Consider the following 14,924-nt stretch of genomic DNA (forward strand, 5'->3'; position numbering starts at 1 on the left):
AAGATATCTGACCCGGTTCTGCTGCTACGGCGCCAGAACTCAAAAAAATTACAACAGTAAGAGTGGAGCACTATGACTAAGGCTACTAAGCAGATTTCCAAACTGTTTGCCGCTATGGTTCTGGCCGGGGTTGCCAGCCATTCGTTCGCCGCTGACACCATCAAGATCGGTATCGCCGGGCCTAAAACCGGTCCTGTAGCCCAATACGGCGACATGCAGTTCAGTGGCGCGAAAATGGCCATCGAACAGATCAACGCCAAGGGCGGCGTCGATGGCAAGAAACTCGAAGCTGTTGAATACGATGACGCGTGCGATCCTAAACAAGCGGTAGCGGTGGCGAACAAGGTCGTCAACGACGGCGTCAAGTTCGTGGTCGGTCACCTGTGCTCCAGCTCCACTCAGCCTGCTTCGGACATCTATGAAGACGAAGGCGTGATCATGATCACCCCGGCTGCCACCAGCCCGGACATCACCGCCCGTGGTTACAAAATGGTCTTCCGCACCATCGGTCTGGACAGCGCCCAGGGCCCTGCCGCCGGTAACTACATCGCCGACCACGTGAAGCCGAAAATCGTTGCCGTACTGCACGACAAGCAGCAATACGGTGAAGGCATCGCTACCGCAGTCAAAGCGACCCTGGAGAAGAAAGGCGTGAAAGTCGCCGTGTTCGAAGGCGTCAACGCCGGCGACAAGGACTTCTCTTCGATGATCGCCAAGCTCAAGCAAGCCAACGTCGACTTCGTCTACTACGGCGGCTACCACCCGGAGCTGGGTCTGATCCTGCGTCAATCCCAGGAAAAAGGCCTGAAAGCCAAGTTCATGGGTCCGGAAGGCGTGGGTAACGACTCCATTTCGCAGATCGCCAAAGAGTCCTCCGAAGGCCTGCTGGTGACCCTGCCGAAATCCTTCGACCAGGATCCGGCCAACGTTGCCCTGGCTGATGCCTTCAAGGCGAAGAAAGAAGACCCGAGCGGCCCGTTCGTGTTCCCTTCCTACTCGGCGGTTGAAGTGATTGCCGAAGGCATCAAGGCAGCCAAATCCGAAGACGCGGCCAAAGTGGCCGAAGCCATCCACGCCGGCACCTTCAAGACCCCTACCGGCGACCTGAGCTTCGACGCCAAGGGCGACCTGAAGGACTTCAAATTTGTGGTTTACGAGTGGCACTTCGGCAAACCGAAAACTGAAGTTTCGCCTCAGTAAGGCGCGCCCTGACTGACTGCCAATAAAGCCCACGGCGTGCCGTGGGCTTTGTTTTACGAATGTATGGGCCGCGCTGGCGTGATCCGCCAGTCTCCCCACCTGAAAATCTCAAAACCGTCATCAGCGGTTCGCTGGCAAAACCCGGATTCGAAGTGGATAAAGATCCACGGGGCCGGGCGGGAAAATGACTCCACCAGTGAAATGCGTATCAGGTTTTTAGGAGCGTTGTAATGCCTGACATCTATCACTTCTTCCAACAGCTGGTTAATGGCCTGACCATTGGCAGCACGTATGCCCTGATCGCCATCGGCTATACGATGGTTTACGGCATCATTGGAATGATCAACTTCGCCCACGGCGAGGTGTACATGATCGGTTCCTACGTGGCGTTCATCGCCATCGCAGGGCTGGCCATGATGGGAATCGACAACGTCCCGCTGTTGATGACCGCCGCGTTCATCGCGAGCATCGTCGTCACCAGTTCCTACGGTTACAGCATCGAACGGATCGCCTACCGCCCCCTGCGCGGCAGCAACCGTCTGATCCCGCTGATTTCCGCGATCGGTATGTCGATCTTCCTGCAGAACACGGTTCTGCTCGCGCAAGACTCCAAGGACAAATCCATCCCCAACCTGATCCCCGGCAACTTCTCCATCGGGCCAGGTGGCGCACATGAAGTGCTGATTTCCTACATGCAAATCGTGGTGTTCGTGGTGACCCTGATCGCCATGCTCGGCCTGACGCTGTTCATCTCCCGCTCTCGCCTGGGTCGCGCCTGCCGTGCCTGCGCCGAAGACATCAAGATGGCCAACCTGCTGGGCATCAACACCAACAACATCATCGCCCTGACCTTCGTCATCGGTGCTGCCCTGGCAGCCGTTGCCGCTGTGCTGCTGAGCATGCAGTACGGCGTGATCAACCCCAACGCCGGTTTCCTCGTCGGCCTCAAGGCCTTCACCGCTGCGGTACTCGGCGGGATCGGCAGCATCCCCGGCGCCATGCTCGGCGGGCTGGTGCTCGGGGTGGCGGAAGCCTTTGGCGCCGATATCTTCGGCGACCAGTACAAGGACGTCGTGGCTTTCGGCTTGTTGGTTCTGGTGCTGTTGTTCCGTCCGACCGGCATTCTGGGCCGTCCGGAGGTTGAGAAAGTATGACTAGGAATCTTAAACAGGCACTGTTCAGTGCCTTGCTGGTGTGGGCCGTGGCCTACCCGGTACTCGGTCTGAAACTGACCATCGTCGGCATCAACCTCGAAGTGCACGGCACCAGCCCGGCCATTCTGGCGACCATCGCCGTGTGCTCGGTGCTGATGTTCCTGCGCGTGCTGTTCAACCAGCAGATCAGCAAGGCGTGGAAATCCTCGCCGGGCCTGCCGTTGATCCCGGCCAAAGCCAGCAACTTCCTGACCCTGCCGACCACGCAACGCTACATCATCATTGCGCTGATCCTCGGTGCACTGGTGTGGCCGTTCTTCGGCTCCCGTGGTGCGGTGGACATCGCCACGCTGATCCTGATCTACGTGATGCTCGGCCTCGGTCTGAACATCGTCGTCGGTCTGGCCGGTCTGCTTGACCTGGGTTACGTCGGCTTCTACGCCGTCGGCGCCTACAGCTACGCGCTGCTGTCGCACTACTACGGCCTGAGCTTCTGGATCTGCCTGCCGATTGCCGGCCTGATGGCGGCGACGTTCGGCTTCCTGCTGGGCTTCCCCGTGTTGCGTCTGCGCGGTGACTATCTGGCGATCGTGACCCTCGGTTTCGGCGAAATCATTCGTCTGTTCCTGCGTAACCTGACCGATATCACCGGTGGTCCGAACGGCATCAGCAACATCGAGAAACCGACGTTCTTCGGCCTGACCTTCGAACGCAAAGCGGCGGAAGGCATGCAAACCTTCCACGAGTATTTCGGCCTCGAATACAACTCGATCAACAAGGTGATCTTCCTCTACCTGGTTGCCCTGTTGCTGGCGCTGGCAGCGCTGTTCATCATCAACCGCCTGCTGCGCATGCCGATCGGCCGTGCGTGGGAAGCGCTGCGTGAAGATGAAATCGCCTGCCGTGCACTGGGTCTGAATCCGACGATCATCAAGCTGTCGGCGTTCACCCTGGGTGCGAGCTTCGCCGGTTTCGCCGGTAGCTTCTTCGCTGCCCGTCAGGGTCTGGTGACGCCGGAATCGTTCACCTTCATCGAGTCGGCGATCATCCTCGCCATCGTCGTGCTGGGTGGCATGGGCTCGCAGCTGGGCGTGATTCTCGCGGCCGTGGTGATGATCCTGTTGCCGGAAATGATGCGTGAGTTCAGCGAATACCGGATGTTGATGTTCGGTGCGCTGATGGTGTTGATGATGATCTGGCGTCCACAAGGTCTGCTGCCGATGCAACGCCCACACATGGAGTTGCGAAAATGAGCCGCGAGATCCTTAAAGTCGAAAACCTGAGCATGCGCTTCGGCGGCTTGCTGGCGGTCAATGGCGTGGCCCTGACCGTCAAGGAAAAACAAGTGGTGGCGCTGATCGGGCCGAACGGCGCGGGCAAGACCACCGTGTTCAACTGCCTGACCGGTTTCTACCAGCCCTCGGGCGGCAGCATCCTGCTGGACGGCGAGCCGATCCAGGGCCTGCCGGGGCACAAGATCGCCCTCAAGGGCGTGGTGCGCACCTTCCAGAACGTGCGGTTGTTCAAGGACATGACGGCGGTCGAGAACCTGTTGATCGCCCAGCACCGTCACCTGAACACCAACTTCCTGTCCGGCCTGTTCAAGACCCCGGCGTTCCGCAAGAGCGAACGCGAGGCCATGGAATACGCCGAATACTGGCTGGAAAAGGTCAACCTGAAAGAGTTCGCCAACCGTACCGCCGGTACCCTGGCCTACGGTCAGCAACGACGTCTGGAAATCGCCCGCTGCATGATGACCCGTCCGCGGATCCTCATGCTCGACGAACCGGCCGCCGGTCTGAACCCGAAGGAAACCGAAGACCTCAAGGCGCTGATCAGCGTGCTGCGTGAAGAGCACAACGTCACCGTGCTGCTGATCGAACACGACATGAAACTGGTCATGAGCATTTCCGACCACATCGTCGTGATCAACCAGGGCACACCTCTGGCTGACGGTACGCCGGAACAGATCCGCGACAATCCTGAAGTGATCAAAGCCTACCTGGGGGAAGCGTAAATGCTGCAGTTCGAAAACGTTTCCACCTTCTACGGCAAGATCCAGGCCCTGCATAGCGTCAACGTCGAAGTCCGCCAGGGCGAGATCGTGACCCTGATCGGTGCCAACGGTGCCGGCAAGTCCACGCTGCTGATGACGCTCTGCGGTTCGCCGCAGGCGCACAGCGGCAGCATCCGCTACATGGGTGAGGAGCTGGTCGGCCAGGACTCGTCGCAGATCATGCGCAAGAGCATCGCCGTGGTGCCGGAAGGTCGTCGGGTATTCGCCCGGCTGACCGTCGAAGAGAACCTGTCCATGGGCGGCTTCTTCACCGACAAGGGCGACTATCAGGAGCAGATGGACAAGGTCCTCGGCCTGTTCCCGCGCCTGAAAGAACGCTTCAACCAGCGCGGCGGCACCATGTCCGGCGGCGAACAGCAGATGCTTGCCATCGGCCGGGCGCTGATGAGCAAGCCGAAACTGCTGCTGCTCGACGAGCCGTCGCTGGGCCTGGCACCGATCATCATCCAGCAGATCTTCGACATCATCGAACAGCTGCGCAAGGACGGTGTAACGGTGTTCCTGGTCGAGCAGAACGCCAACCAGGCGCTGAAAATCGCTGACCGTGCGTACGTTCTGGAGAACGGCCGCGTGGTGATGCAAGGCACCGGTGAAGCGCTGCTGACCGACCCGAAAGTGCGCGAGGCGTACCTCGGCGGTTGAGGCTTTCGCTGAACAGAAAAACGGCCCTCGGGCCGTTTTTTTTTGTGCCTGGCAGATAGATTGAATCCAACACAGATCCCCTGTGGGAGCGGGACTTGCCGCGAAGGCGCTGTGTCATCCGACATCAATGGTGTCTGACACTACGCCTTCGCGAGCAAGCCCGCTCCCACACAATCAAACGCCGTCAGTAGGGGTTGCAGTACTGCGCCACCGCCTTCGCCTGATCGACATAAGGCCGGGCCGGCTCAAGGTTCCACTCAGGCTTGTTCCTCACAGGCTTGCCGTCGTAGACCGCCGCCAGATGGCAGACCATCTGCCGCCGCAACGACCCGCCATTGACGCTGTACTCGCGCCATTGCGCATCGTCCTTGTGCTTGTTGTACAGCTCGGCAAACATCCGGTCGGTCTGGTCGTCCTTGATCGCCCGACCGCACGCGGTCGGTACGACCGAGAGCGACCAGGTCTTCGGCCCCAGTTTCGGGTCGGGGCGTTGTACCCAGGTGCTGGACTCGATGTACTTGTCGCAGAATTTCGGTTCTGTCGGCGTCGAGGTCTGGATGCACGAGAAAGAGGCCTTGGCCACCGGCGTTCTCGGGAAGTCGATCTTGATGATGTTGCGATCCTTGCCGGTCTTGGCCTTGTAATCCTTTTGATTGGCCAAGGCATCATTCAAGCCGCGCTGATCGCTGTAGAAAAACGCCAGAATCGGCAGTTCATCGGTTTTCGGATTGCCCAGGCGCAGCTCCGTCTGAGTCTGAAACTCACGGCTGTTGATGACTTTGCGCGCGCCCATGAAATTGCGGAAGGCGTCGACCCGCTCCTTGCTGCTCATCGGATTGCGCATGTTGAAACCGCACTGCAACTGGTCCTGTTGGCGATTGTTGTTGTACTGGGTGAAGTGCGCCACCCAGGCATTCGGACTTGTGATAGGTGGCTTCATGGCCTGGCAGACTGCCTCGGTCGGGGCGGTGTTCTTGTTGTCGCCACAGCCACGATCGTTGCGAAAGTCGGTCCAGGCATCGTTGGGAAACGCGCAATAGACATGCACCGGCGTCTCGGGGTCTTTCACCAGATCCCGGGGCGTAATCAGGTAGCCGTTCTGCGTGCTCATGCCAGGGTCTTCATAACTGATGCCGTCGGCGCGCATGAACGAGGCGGCAAATGTGCCCAGCTCCACGGCTTTCGGGCTGGGGTTCCAGACGTCCCACTTTTGCCCCTTGGCCGGATCGGCCCGGTGCGTGCCGCGCACCAGCAGCCCTGAGCAGTCCGACGCGGGGTCCTGACCGCAACTGTCGACGGTATTGTTGTAGAGTTTTTCAACCTTCCTCAGCGTCTCGTCACATGACTCGGCATTGGCCCATGCCGCATGCACCAACAGCGGCAACACGAGCAACGGGGCGATCCTGTTCAGACGTTTCTTCATGGCTTGCATCTCCTTGATTAGCCAACACACTCAACGCGGGACCGGGTTGCAACCCGCGGCGCGAGTCTCGCTGTCCGACAACGCCGGCCTGAACGGTTCCAGATTCCATGGCGTCTTGTTGCGGTAATTGACCATCACGCAGCGCAGTTGCTGACGCATGCTGCCAGCGGACTTTTCGTTGTCGCGCCAGTTGCTGTCCGGCCCCTTGAGGGCGAACAACTGATCGTACAGAGCGCCGACCTGCTCACCGGGCAAGGCGCGCCCCGCCGCGGTGGGCACGATGCTCAGGCTCCATTCATCCTTGCGGGTGCCGGGGTCGTAACGTTTGATCCAGTCGGCGGAGGCAATGTATTGCGGCACCGGGGCCCCACCCACCACCATTTCGGCGATCGCCTGATCGGCAGCGACATAGCTGAAACGCTGTTCGGCTGGCTTGGTGAAGTCCAGACGCAGGATCGGCACGCTGTAGCCCTGGGCCTGGAGTTTTTTCTGGAAATTGCGCGCACTGTTCAGGCCGTTCTCCGGTTTCGGCGGCGCCTGATCACCGCGGGTGGCGAAATTCTGCGTGCTGTTGACGTTGTAGATGAAGGCATCGATGTACTTCATGTTTTCGCTGCCATCGTTGGTCGCGGTGGCGTTCTTCAACATGAACTCGTTGACCTGGGCACTGAAGGCAAAAGGATCCTTTTTGGTGGTGTTCGGCCGCGACTCGTGCACGCGGATCATCGCGTGCCAGTCGCTGGGTTTTTCCGCGTTCCACGAACATTGGCTGTACTGGATCGGCCCCTTCATCAGCCCGGTGTATTTCTGCGTCCACTGCTCGGCGGTGGTGACACCGGCCTCGGCACAGGTGCCGTATGCCAGCGCGGCATTGCGATTGTTCAGCGTGCCTTGCGCCGCGCGCGGGGGTTCGCGGCTGTCAAAGAAACCGCAGCCATACCATTTGCGCTCCGGCCCGGTGCCGCCATCAAACGCATAGATGCAGGTGAAACCCTGCTCTTTGACCGGCAGCTTCAACGCCGCCGCATCGGTGGGTGTGCGCAGGATGAAACCGGCCGGATGAATCAGAATCCGCGTGCTCAGATCCTTGCGGATCCACGAGTAGGACGTCGCGCCGATCTTGATCGCATAGGGGCTGTAATCCCACGGATTGAATGGCCCGTCATTGACCATGCGCAACGTCACGCCGCTGCAGTAATACAACCCGCGCGCAGCACCGGTATCGGGTTCCTGGCAGCTGTTCTTGAGGGTGTTGTAATTACTGTTGATGCGTTTGAGCGTGTCCAGCGGGTCGATTTGCGGCTGAGCGTTGACCGTGGAAACCAACAGGGGCAGCGTGCAAGCCAGAGCGAATGATGAAGCCTTGCGCGATAGCGCAGCAGAGTCTGAGCGATCCTTCGTCATAAGATACCGTCCTGGTAAATCGGCCTGTCAGAGTGGCCGTTGAAATGACTATAGAACAGGCGAGAGTGAACACAATCCAGTGTGGGAGCGGGCTTGCTCGCGAAGGCGTAGTGTCAGACGCCATTGATGTTTGATGACACACCGCCTTCGCGAGCAAGCCCGCTCCCACAGTAAATTGCAGTGTTCGAAAATTTTTCGAAAAAACTTTGCACTGCGCTGTAACGCATCGCCATGAGCGTTCTCTAGTGGGGTAAGCAAGCGCACTTCGCTTGTAAAACCCAAGCTCAAATCTGGAGAAACATCATGACTACCTCTCGCACCCTGTCCGCCGCTGCACTGGTTCTGGCTCTTGGTTCCGCCCTGAGCATGACCGCCGTTTCCAGCGCCAATGCCGCCGACAACAACAACATGGAAAAATGCTTCGGCGTGGCCATGAAGGGTCACAACGATTGCGCCGCGGGCGCGGGCACTACCTGTGCCGGCACAGCGAAGATGGATTACCAGGCCAACTCCTGGAAGTTCGTGCCAAAAGGCACCTGCACCACCACCGAGAGCAAAACCTCGCCGACCGGTTTCGGTCAGATGGAAGCCTTCAAAGCCAAGTCCTGATCCATTGCCTGCCCGAGTGACGCTCATGTTCACCACCAACGAACCTGTCCCACCGCGCACTCGGGCAGCCCTCTGCGGGCTCCCGCCCCGTGCGGGGCTGGGGCTCAAGACCGGGCACTTGCGTGAAGTGCTCGGCACCCGACCGGACATCGGTTTCTTCGAAGTCCACGCCGAAAACTACATGGTCGACGGCGGTCCGTTTCATCATTTTCTCGGCTTGATCCGCGAGCAGTATCCGCTGTCGCTGCACGGCGTCGGGCTGTCGATCGGGGCCGAAGGGCCACTGGACGTTCAGCACCTGCAACGCCTGCAAACACTGATCGAGCGTTATCAACCGCAAGCCTTTTCCGAACACCTTGCCTGGTCGAGCCACGGCCCGGTGTTCCTCAATGACCTGCTGCCGCTGGCGTATGACACGCCGACGCTGAACCGCGTCTGCGAACACATCGATCAAGTGCAGAACAGCCTCAAGCGGCCGATGCTGCTGGAGAATCCAGCGACCTATCTCGGCTTCGAGCGCTCGACCATCGACGAGCCGGCATTCATCACCGAGGTGATCCGCCGCAGCGGCTGCGGTTTGCTGCTCGACGTCAACAACGTCTACGTCTCGTGCATCAATCATCAACGCGATCCACTGACCTACCTCGACGCGCTGCCGTTGCACGCGGTTGGCGAGATTCATCTGGCCGGGTTCGCCGAAGATGCCGACCGCCTCGGCGACCGCTTGCTGATCGATGATCACGGCGCGCCGATTGATGACGCGGTCTGGGCGCTGTACCGACAGGCGCTCGAACGAGTCGGCCCGGTGGCAACCTTGATCGAGCGGGACAATCAGGTTCCGGCGTTCAATGTGCTGCTGGCCGAGGCGCAGCAGGCCGAAGCGTTGTTGCTGCACGCTGGGAGTCGGCCATGAGCACGCAAGCCGACTTCAGCGCCGCCCTGCTCGACACTCGCCTGCCCTGCCCCGCTGGCCTGTGCAGCGCCAACGGTGCTGATCCTGCCAGCCGATTCCTGGTGTATCGCAATAACGTGCAAGGTTCGTTGATCAACGCGCTGGCCGACAGTTATCCGGTGGTGCAGCAATTGGTCGGCGAGGAATTCTTCCGTGGCATGGCCGGCATATTCATCCAGCAGCAGCCGCCGCACAGTCCGTTGATGAGCCGTTACGGCGACGGTCTGGCGGACTTCATTGACGCATTCGAAGCGGCGGCCGAGGTGCCGTATCTGGCCGATGTCGCACGGCTCGAACGCTTGCGCACCCGCGCTTATCACGCCGCCGATGCCGCGACGGTCAGTGCGCAACAGATCAGCGCTGCACTGGCCGATCCGCAAACACTCGCCGAACTGGACATCACCCTGCATCCCTCGCTGCACCTGCTCGATTCGGCTTACGCGGTGGTTTCGATCTGGGCGGCGCATCAAGGAGAAGCGACGCTGGCAGGCATCGACATCCATCAAGGGCAACACGCACTGGTGCTGCGCAACGGTCTGGAGGTCGAGGTGTTTGCCCTCGATCACGGCGCCAGCGTATTCATCCGCCATCTGCTCCATCACCGACCGCTGCTGCAAGCCGCGCAAGACAGTCCACCTTTCGATCTGCCGCAGACCCTCGCCCTGCTGATCGGCCACAACGCCATCACCGACCTGAACACCAAGGTATCGCCATGAACAACCTCATCATTTGCGCCATCGGACTCATGGAAAAAATCCCCCACAGCCTGATCGCCTTCATCGCGCGATTCTCGATTGCCGCGGTGTTCTGGAAGTCCGGGCAGACCAAGGTCGAGGGGCTGGCCATCGATTTGATCGACGGCACCTTGCAACTCGGCTGGCCACATTTGGCGGACTCGACGATTCCGTTGTTCCAGAGCGAATACCACGTACCGCTGCTGTCACCGGAAATCGCCGCGCACATGGCGGCATTTGCCGAACACTTCTTTCCGGTGCTGATATTGATCGGCTTCGCCACGAGGTTTTCGGCGCTGGCGCTACTGGGCATGACGCTGGTCATCGAGGTGTTTGTCTACCCCGATGCCTACCCGACCCATGGCACCTGGGCGGCAGTGTTGCTGTACCTGATGGCGACCGGACCGGGCAGATTGTCGATCGATCACCTGATCGCACGACGTTTTGCCAGCTGACCACAAACTGTAGGAGTGAGCCTGCTCGCGATAGCGGTAATCCAGCCAACATTTCTGTTGAATTTGCTTACGCAATCGCGAGCAGGCTCACTCCTACAGGAAATGAGTTAGCGCTGAAGGCGATCCAGCGCCTCGCCGCTGCGTTTGAACCAGCCAATCAGATAATCCGCCAGCACTTGCGTGCGTTTGGGCAAACCGCCCTGGTATGGGTGCACCAGATACATCGGCATCCGGCGCGTCTGAAAATCGCGCAGCAGCCAGCGCAACCGGCCATCAGCCAACTCCGTTTGCAGCAGGTACGACGGCAATCGTGCGATACCGGCGCCGGCCAGTGCGGCTTTCTTCAGCAGGTTGTAATGGTTGCTGGCGAACGGCCCCGACACCCGCACCCGCAGCAATTCGTGCTGTTGGTGATACAGCCATTCCTCGCGACCACTGTAGTGGCTGTTGAGCAGGCAACGGTGTTCGGCCAGCTCCTGCGGGGTCAGCGGTTCGCCGAACTGCGCCAGATACGCCGGGCTGGCGCAGGTCATTTCCTGCCAAGCCAGCAGCGGCTTGGCCACCAGCCGCTCGTCATTGGCCACCTCGGAGCGAATCGCCAGATCGAAGCCATCCCGGGACAGGTCGCGATAGTGGTTGTTCAGCTCCAGCTCGATCAGCACCTCGGGGTATTTCTGCGAGAACTCCAGCAGCAGGCCATCGAAAAACGTTTCCCCCAGCGACACCGGCACCGTCATCCGCACTGGGCCGGCCATGTCGTCCTTCAAGCGCGCCAATGCCTGCCGCGCGCGCTCCACCTGAACGACCAGCGCTTGCGCCTGCGGCAGCAAAGCGGCGCCGGCGGCAGTCAGGCTCAAACGACGCGTCGTGCGTTGCAGCAGCACCACGGAAAACTGTGCTTCCAGCTGACTGATGCGTTTGGACAACTGGCCCTTGCTGCAACCCAGTTGCTGCGCCGCCAGGGTAAAACTGCCGGCCTCGATCAATACCGCAAACGCCGCCAGATCATCCATTTCGCTCATGGATTGTTTCCATTTGAAAACCAAAGGCTGCCTATTAGTGCGCTTATCCGCAGAAAAAACCACTCTAGACTGAAACCTCGTTCAACCCATTGAGGAACAGTCCCATGAAGATTCTGTTGATCGGTGCCGCCGGCACCATCGGTTCGGCCGTGGACAAAGAGCTGAGCCAGCGTCACGAAGTCATCCGTATCGGTCGCAACAGCGGCGATTTCCAGGTGGACATCAGCGACAGTGCATCGATTCGCAAGCTGTTCGAGCAGACCGGCAAGTTCGACGCGCTGATCTGCGCCGCCGGTAACGTGACCTTTGCTCCGCTCGGCGAGATGAACGCTGACAGCTTCGCCCTGGGCCTGAAAGACAAGCTGATGGGCCAGGTCAACCTGCTGCTGATCGGCCGCGAATACGCCAACGACGGTGCCTCGTTCACCTTCACCACCGGCGTGCTCAGCCACGACCCGATCCGTACCGGCGCCTCGGCGGCACTGGTCAACGGCGCTCTGGACAGCTTCGTCAAAGCCGCCGCCATCGAGTTGCCGCGAGGCCTGCGCATCAACTCGATCAGCCCGACCGTGCTGCTGGAAGCGATGGGCAGCTACGCCCCGTACTTCCGTGGCTACAAGCCGGTTCCGGCAGCCGATGTGGCATTGGCCTACGCGAAAAGTGTCGAAGGCCTGCAAACCGGTCAGACCTTTCACGTGGGCTAAACCCTTGTGATCAACGGTCAGCCTGCGTAACGTGGCGGCACTTGTCTGGAGAGCCGAAGATGCGTGTTGCCCGTTCGTTGATCGTTGTTGCCCTGCTGCCGTTGTTCGCCGCCTGCCAATTGCTTGATGGCCCGCGTGAAAGCGCGTCCCACGTCGGGCAGACCCGGATGCAGGGGCAGTTGACCGCAGCCGAGGGCAAACTGGTGTTCCAGCCGTGTGGCGAACAGCGTCAGTACGTGGTCAACGACATCGGCGGCACCAGCGTGCTGCAAGAGGCCGCGACCCTCGCCGACCAACAGGGCAAGCTGTTTGCCGATGTGCGCGGCAAGCTCGTCGGCGACCGCATCGACCTCGGCCAGTTGTACCGGGTCGAGCGCTCTGGCACTGCGTGCGATGACCCGAACTTCAAGCTGTTGATCCTGCGTGCCGCCGGCCACGGTCCCGAGTGGAACGTCAAAGTCAGCGGCAAGGGCATGGTCATCGACCGTGAAGGCCAGCCGGCGCTGGCGGTGCCTTATGTCGAAGAGCAATTGGGCGACGGCCGCTTCAACCTGAGCAGCGAAGCCAACAACCAGCGCATCGAGTTGTGGGTCGCGCCGCAACGCTGCGTCGACAGCAGCACCGGCAGCGTGCAGCACATGAGCGCCGAACTGCGCATCGACGGCAAGGTCGAGCGTGGTTGCGGGTATTTCGGCGGATCGCGCAACGACTGAGCGTTTTAGCCTCACCGGATCCGGCCTTTGCGGCTTATAATCGCGGCCTTCAAACGCCCTGGCGCAGTTGTGCGCCCCGCGAATCCGGATCCTCGCCATGTTACGAATCACCGAACTCAAGCTGCCAATCGACCATCCCGAAGAAGACCTGCGTGCCGCCATCGTGCAGCGCCTGGGCATCGCCAGCGATGACTTGCTCGATTTCACCTTGTTCAAGCGCAGCTACGACGCGCGCAAAAAGTCCTCCGAACTGTGCTTCATCTACACCATCGACCTCACCGTGCGCGACGAGGCCAAGGTGCTGGGCAAGTTCGCCGACGACCGTAACGTCAACGTGGCGCCGGATGTCAGCTACAAATTCGTCGGCCAGGCGCCGAGCGACCTGAGCCAGCGCCCGATCGTGGTCGGTTTCGGCCCGTGCGGGATCTTCGCCGGCCTGCTGCTGGCGCAGATGGGCTTCAAGCCGATCATCCTTGAACGCGGCACCGAAGTTCGTCAGCGCACCAAGGACACCTGGGGTCTGTGGCGTAAAAGCGTGCTCAACCCCGAGTCCAACGTGCAGTTCGGCGAAGGCGGCGCGGGCACGTTCTCCGACGGCAAGCTGTACAGCCAGATCAAGGATCCGAAGTTCCTCGGCCGCAAAGTCCTGCACGAATTCGTCAAGGCCGGCGCGCCGGAAGAGATTCTCTACGTCAGCAAACCGCACATCGGTACGTTCCGTCTGACCGGCATGGTCGAGACCATGCGTGAAGAGATCCGCGCCCTGGGTGGCGAAGTGCGCTTCCAGGAGCGCGTCACTGACGTGCTGATCGAAGACGGCCAACTGGTCGGCGTCGAGCTGGCGAGCGGCGAAACCCTGCATTCGAAACACGTGGTTCTGGCCCTCGGCCACAGTGCCCGCGATACCTTCCGCATGCTTCACAGCCGTGGCGTGTTCATGGAAGCCAAGCCGTTCTCGGTGGGCTTCCGCATCGAACATCCGCAATCTCTGATCGACCGCGCGCGGCTGGGCAAGTACGCCGGCCACCCGAAGCTGGGCGCCGCCGACTACAAACTGGTGCACCACGCCAAGAACGGCCGTTCGGTCTACAGCTTCTGCATGTGCCCGGGCGGCACCGTGGTCGCGGCGACTTCCGAGCCGAATCGCGTGGTCACCAACGGCATGAGCCAGTACTCACGTAACGAGCGCAACGCCAATTCCGGGATCGTCGTCGGCATCACCCCGGAAGTTGATTACCCGGGCGGCCCGCTGGCCGGGATCGAGTTGCAGGAGCGTCTGGAATCCCACGCGTTCATCCTCGGCGGCAGCGACTACAAGGCCCCGGCGCAACTGGTCGGCGACTTCATCAACGGCACCCCGTCGACCGAACTGGGCGAAGTCGAGCCGTCGTACAAACCGGGCGTGGCCCTGGGCGATCTGGCCCTGGCGCTGCCGGACTTTGCCATCGAAGCGATTCGTGAAGCATTGCCGGCGTTCGAAAAGCAGATTCGCGGCTACTCGCTGCACGACGCGGTGTTGACCGGGATCGAAACCCGCACCTCGTCGCCGCTGCGCATCACGCGTAACGAATCGCTGCAGAGCATGAACGTCAAAGGTCTGTTCCCGGCGGGTGAAGGTGCGGGTTATGCCGGTGGCATTCTGTCGGCGGGTGTGGACGGGATTCGGATTGCGGAAGCTGTGGCGCGGGACATTCTTGGTCTGGAAGCCTGATACATCTGTCTTGAAGTAACACCAACCTCCTGTGGGAGAGGGGTTGGTCCCGGATGGGGGGGGGCGGGGGGCCGCCAAGTTGGCGGGCCCCCCGCCTTCCCCGGCAAGCCCCCCCCCCCCACGG

The 14,924-nt window shown here is 60.7% G+C and carries 15 protein-coding genes; 12 read left to right on the forward strand and 3 right to left on the reverse strand.

The features are described from left to right. Window positions 1-72 precede the first annotated feature (72 nt). The 5 genes from LVD08_RS24200 to LVD08_RS24220 all read left to right on the forward strand — a co-directional run bounded on the left by LVD08_RS24200 (window position 73) and on the right by LVD08_RS24220 (window position 5,073). A complete protein-coding gene (locus tag LVD08_RS24200) occupies window positions 73-1,200 on the forward strand; it encodes a branched-chain amino acid ABC transporter substrate-binding protein (RefSeq protein WP_047601142.1) in 1,128 nt (375 codons plus the stop codon). Window positions 1,201-1,430: 230 nt separating this feature from the next. Next, window positions 1,431-2,354: a high-affinity branched-chain amino acid ABC transporter permease LivH gene (livH, locus tag LVD08_RS24205; protein ID WP_047601144.1), complete on the forward strand. Its 924-nt coding sequence runs from the start codon at window positions 1,431-1,433 to the stop codon at window positions 2,352-2,354. Then, window positions 2,351-3,607 carry a high-affinity branched-chain amino acid ABC transporter permease LivM gene (locus tag LVD08_RS24210; RefSeq protein ID WP_007969481.1) on the forward strand — a complete coding sequence of 419 codons (1,257 nt, stop codon included), beginning with the start codon at window positions 2,351-2,353 and terminating at the stop codon, window positions 3,605-3,607. The genes livH and LVD08_RS24210 overlap by 4 nt, the downstream gene beginning before the upstream one ends. Then, on the forward strand, window positions 3,604-4,371 hold the full coding sequence (livG, locus tag LVD08_RS24215; protein WP_007969480.1) for a high-affinity branched-chain amino acid ABC transporter ATP-binding protein LivG: 768 nt from the start codon (window positions 3,604-3,606) through the stop codon (window positions 4,369-4,371). Before LVD08_RS24210 ends, livG begins: the two co-directional genes overlap by 4 nt. Then, window positions 4,372-5,073, forward strand: coding sequence for an ABC transporter ATP-binding protein (locus LVD08_RS24220; RefSeq protein WP_003222380.1), 702 nt, complete (start codon window positions 4,372-4,374; stop codon window positions 5,071-5,073). It begins immediately after the preceding gene. Between the two features lie 184 nt (window positions 5,074-5,257). Here LVD08_RS24220 and LVD08_RS24225 read toward each other — a convergent pair whose 3' ends face one another. Further along, window positions 5,258-6,496 (reverse strand): DUF2599 domain-containing protein, encoded by a 1,239-nt coding sequence (locus LVD08_RS24225; RefSeq protein ID WP_027614380.1) that lies wholly within the window; start codon window positions 6,494-6,496, stop codon window positions 5,258-5,260. Between the two features lie 30 nt (window positions 6,497-6,526). Beyond that, on the reverse strand, window positions 6,527-7,900 hold the full coding sequence (locus LVD08_RS24230) for a DUF2599 domain-containing protein (protein WP_247269441.1): 1,374 nt from the start codon (window positions 7,898-7,900) through the stop codon (window positions 6,527-6,529). Window positions 7,901-8,200: 300 nt separating this feature from the next. On the opposite strand from LVD08_RS24230, the gene LVD08_RS24235 reads away from it, so the two are divergent. The 4 genes from LVD08_RS24235 to LVD08_RS24250 are packed head-to-tail and all read left to right on the forward strand — an operon-like array spanning window position 8,201 to window position 10,650. Next, window positions 8,201-8,509 (forward strand): BufA1 family periplasmic bufferin-type metallophore, encoded by a 309-nt coding sequence (locus tag LVD08_RS24235; protein WP_247269462.1) that lies wholly within the window; start codon window positions 8,201-8,203, stop codon window positions 8,507-8,509. A gap of 25 nt (window positions 8,510-8,534) precedes the next feature. Continuing rightward, window positions 8,535-9,422, forward strand: coding sequence for an MNIO family bufferin maturase (gene bufB / locus LVD08_RS24240; protein WP_247269442.1), 888 nt, complete (start codon window positions 8,535-8,537; stop codon window positions 9,420-9,422). Next, the gene (locus LVD08_RS24245; protein WP_247269443.1) at window positions 9,419-10,177 is read left to right on the forward strand and encodes an HvfC/BufC N-terminal domain-containing protein; all 759 of its coding nucleotides are present in this window, start codon (window positions 9,419-9,421) and stop codon (window positions 10,175-10,177) included. Before bufB ends, LVD08_RS24245 begins: the two co-directional genes overlap by 4 nt. Further along, on the forward strand, window positions 10,174-10,650 hold the full coding sequence (locus tag LVD08_RS24250) for a DoxX family protein (protein ID WP_247269444.1): 477 nt from the start codon (window positions 10,174-10,176) through the stop codon (window positions 10,648-10,650). The genes LVD08_RS24245 and LVD08_RS24250 overlap by 4 nt, the downstream gene beginning before the upstream one ends. A 107-nt stretch (window positions 10,651-10,757) precedes the next feature. Here LVD08_RS24250 and LVD08_RS24255 read toward each other — a convergent pair whose 3' ends face one another. After that, window positions 10,758-11,672: a LysR family transcriptional regulator gene (locus LVD08_RS24255; protein ID WP_183781515.1), complete on the reverse strand. Its 915-nt coding sequence runs from the start codon at window positions 11,670-11,672 to the stop codon at window positions 10,758-10,760. Between the two features lie 104 nt (window positions 11,673-11,776). Here LVD08_RS24255 and LVD08_RS24260 point away from each other — a divergent pair, with 104 nt between their 5' ends. The 3 genes from LVD08_RS24260 to LVD08_RS24270 all read left to right on the forward strand — a co-directional run bounded on the left by LVD08_RS24260 (window position 11,777) and on the right by LVD08_RS24270 (window position 14,800). Next, a complete protein-coding gene (locus LVD08_RS24260; RefSeq protein ID WP_247269445.1) occupies window positions 11,777-12,376 on the forward strand; it encodes a short chain dehydrogenase in 600 nt (199 codons plus the stop codon). 59 nt (window positions 12,377-12,435) lie between these two features. Then, a complete protein-coding gene (locus LVD08_RS24265) occupies window positions 12,436-13,089 on the forward strand; it encodes a COG3650 family protein (RefSeq protein WP_247269446.1) in 654 nt (217 codons plus the stop codon). 97 nt (window positions 13,090-13,186) lie between these two features. Then, window positions 13,187-14,800 carry an NAD(P)/FAD-dependent oxidoreductase gene (locus tag LVD08_RS24270; protein WP_003222357.1) on the forward strand — a complete coding sequence of 538 codons (1,614 nt, stop codon included), beginning with the start codon at window positions 13,187-13,189 and terminating at the stop codon, window positions 14,798-14,800. The last annotated feature ends 124 nt before the right edge of the window (window positions 14,801-14,924 follow it).

The organism is Pseudomonas sp. YL2 (assembly GCF_023063025.1).
GTDB classification, from domain to species: Bacteria; Pseudomonadota; Gammaproteobacteria; order Pseudomonadales; family Pseudomonadaceae; genus Aquipseudomonas; species Aquipseudomonas putida_A.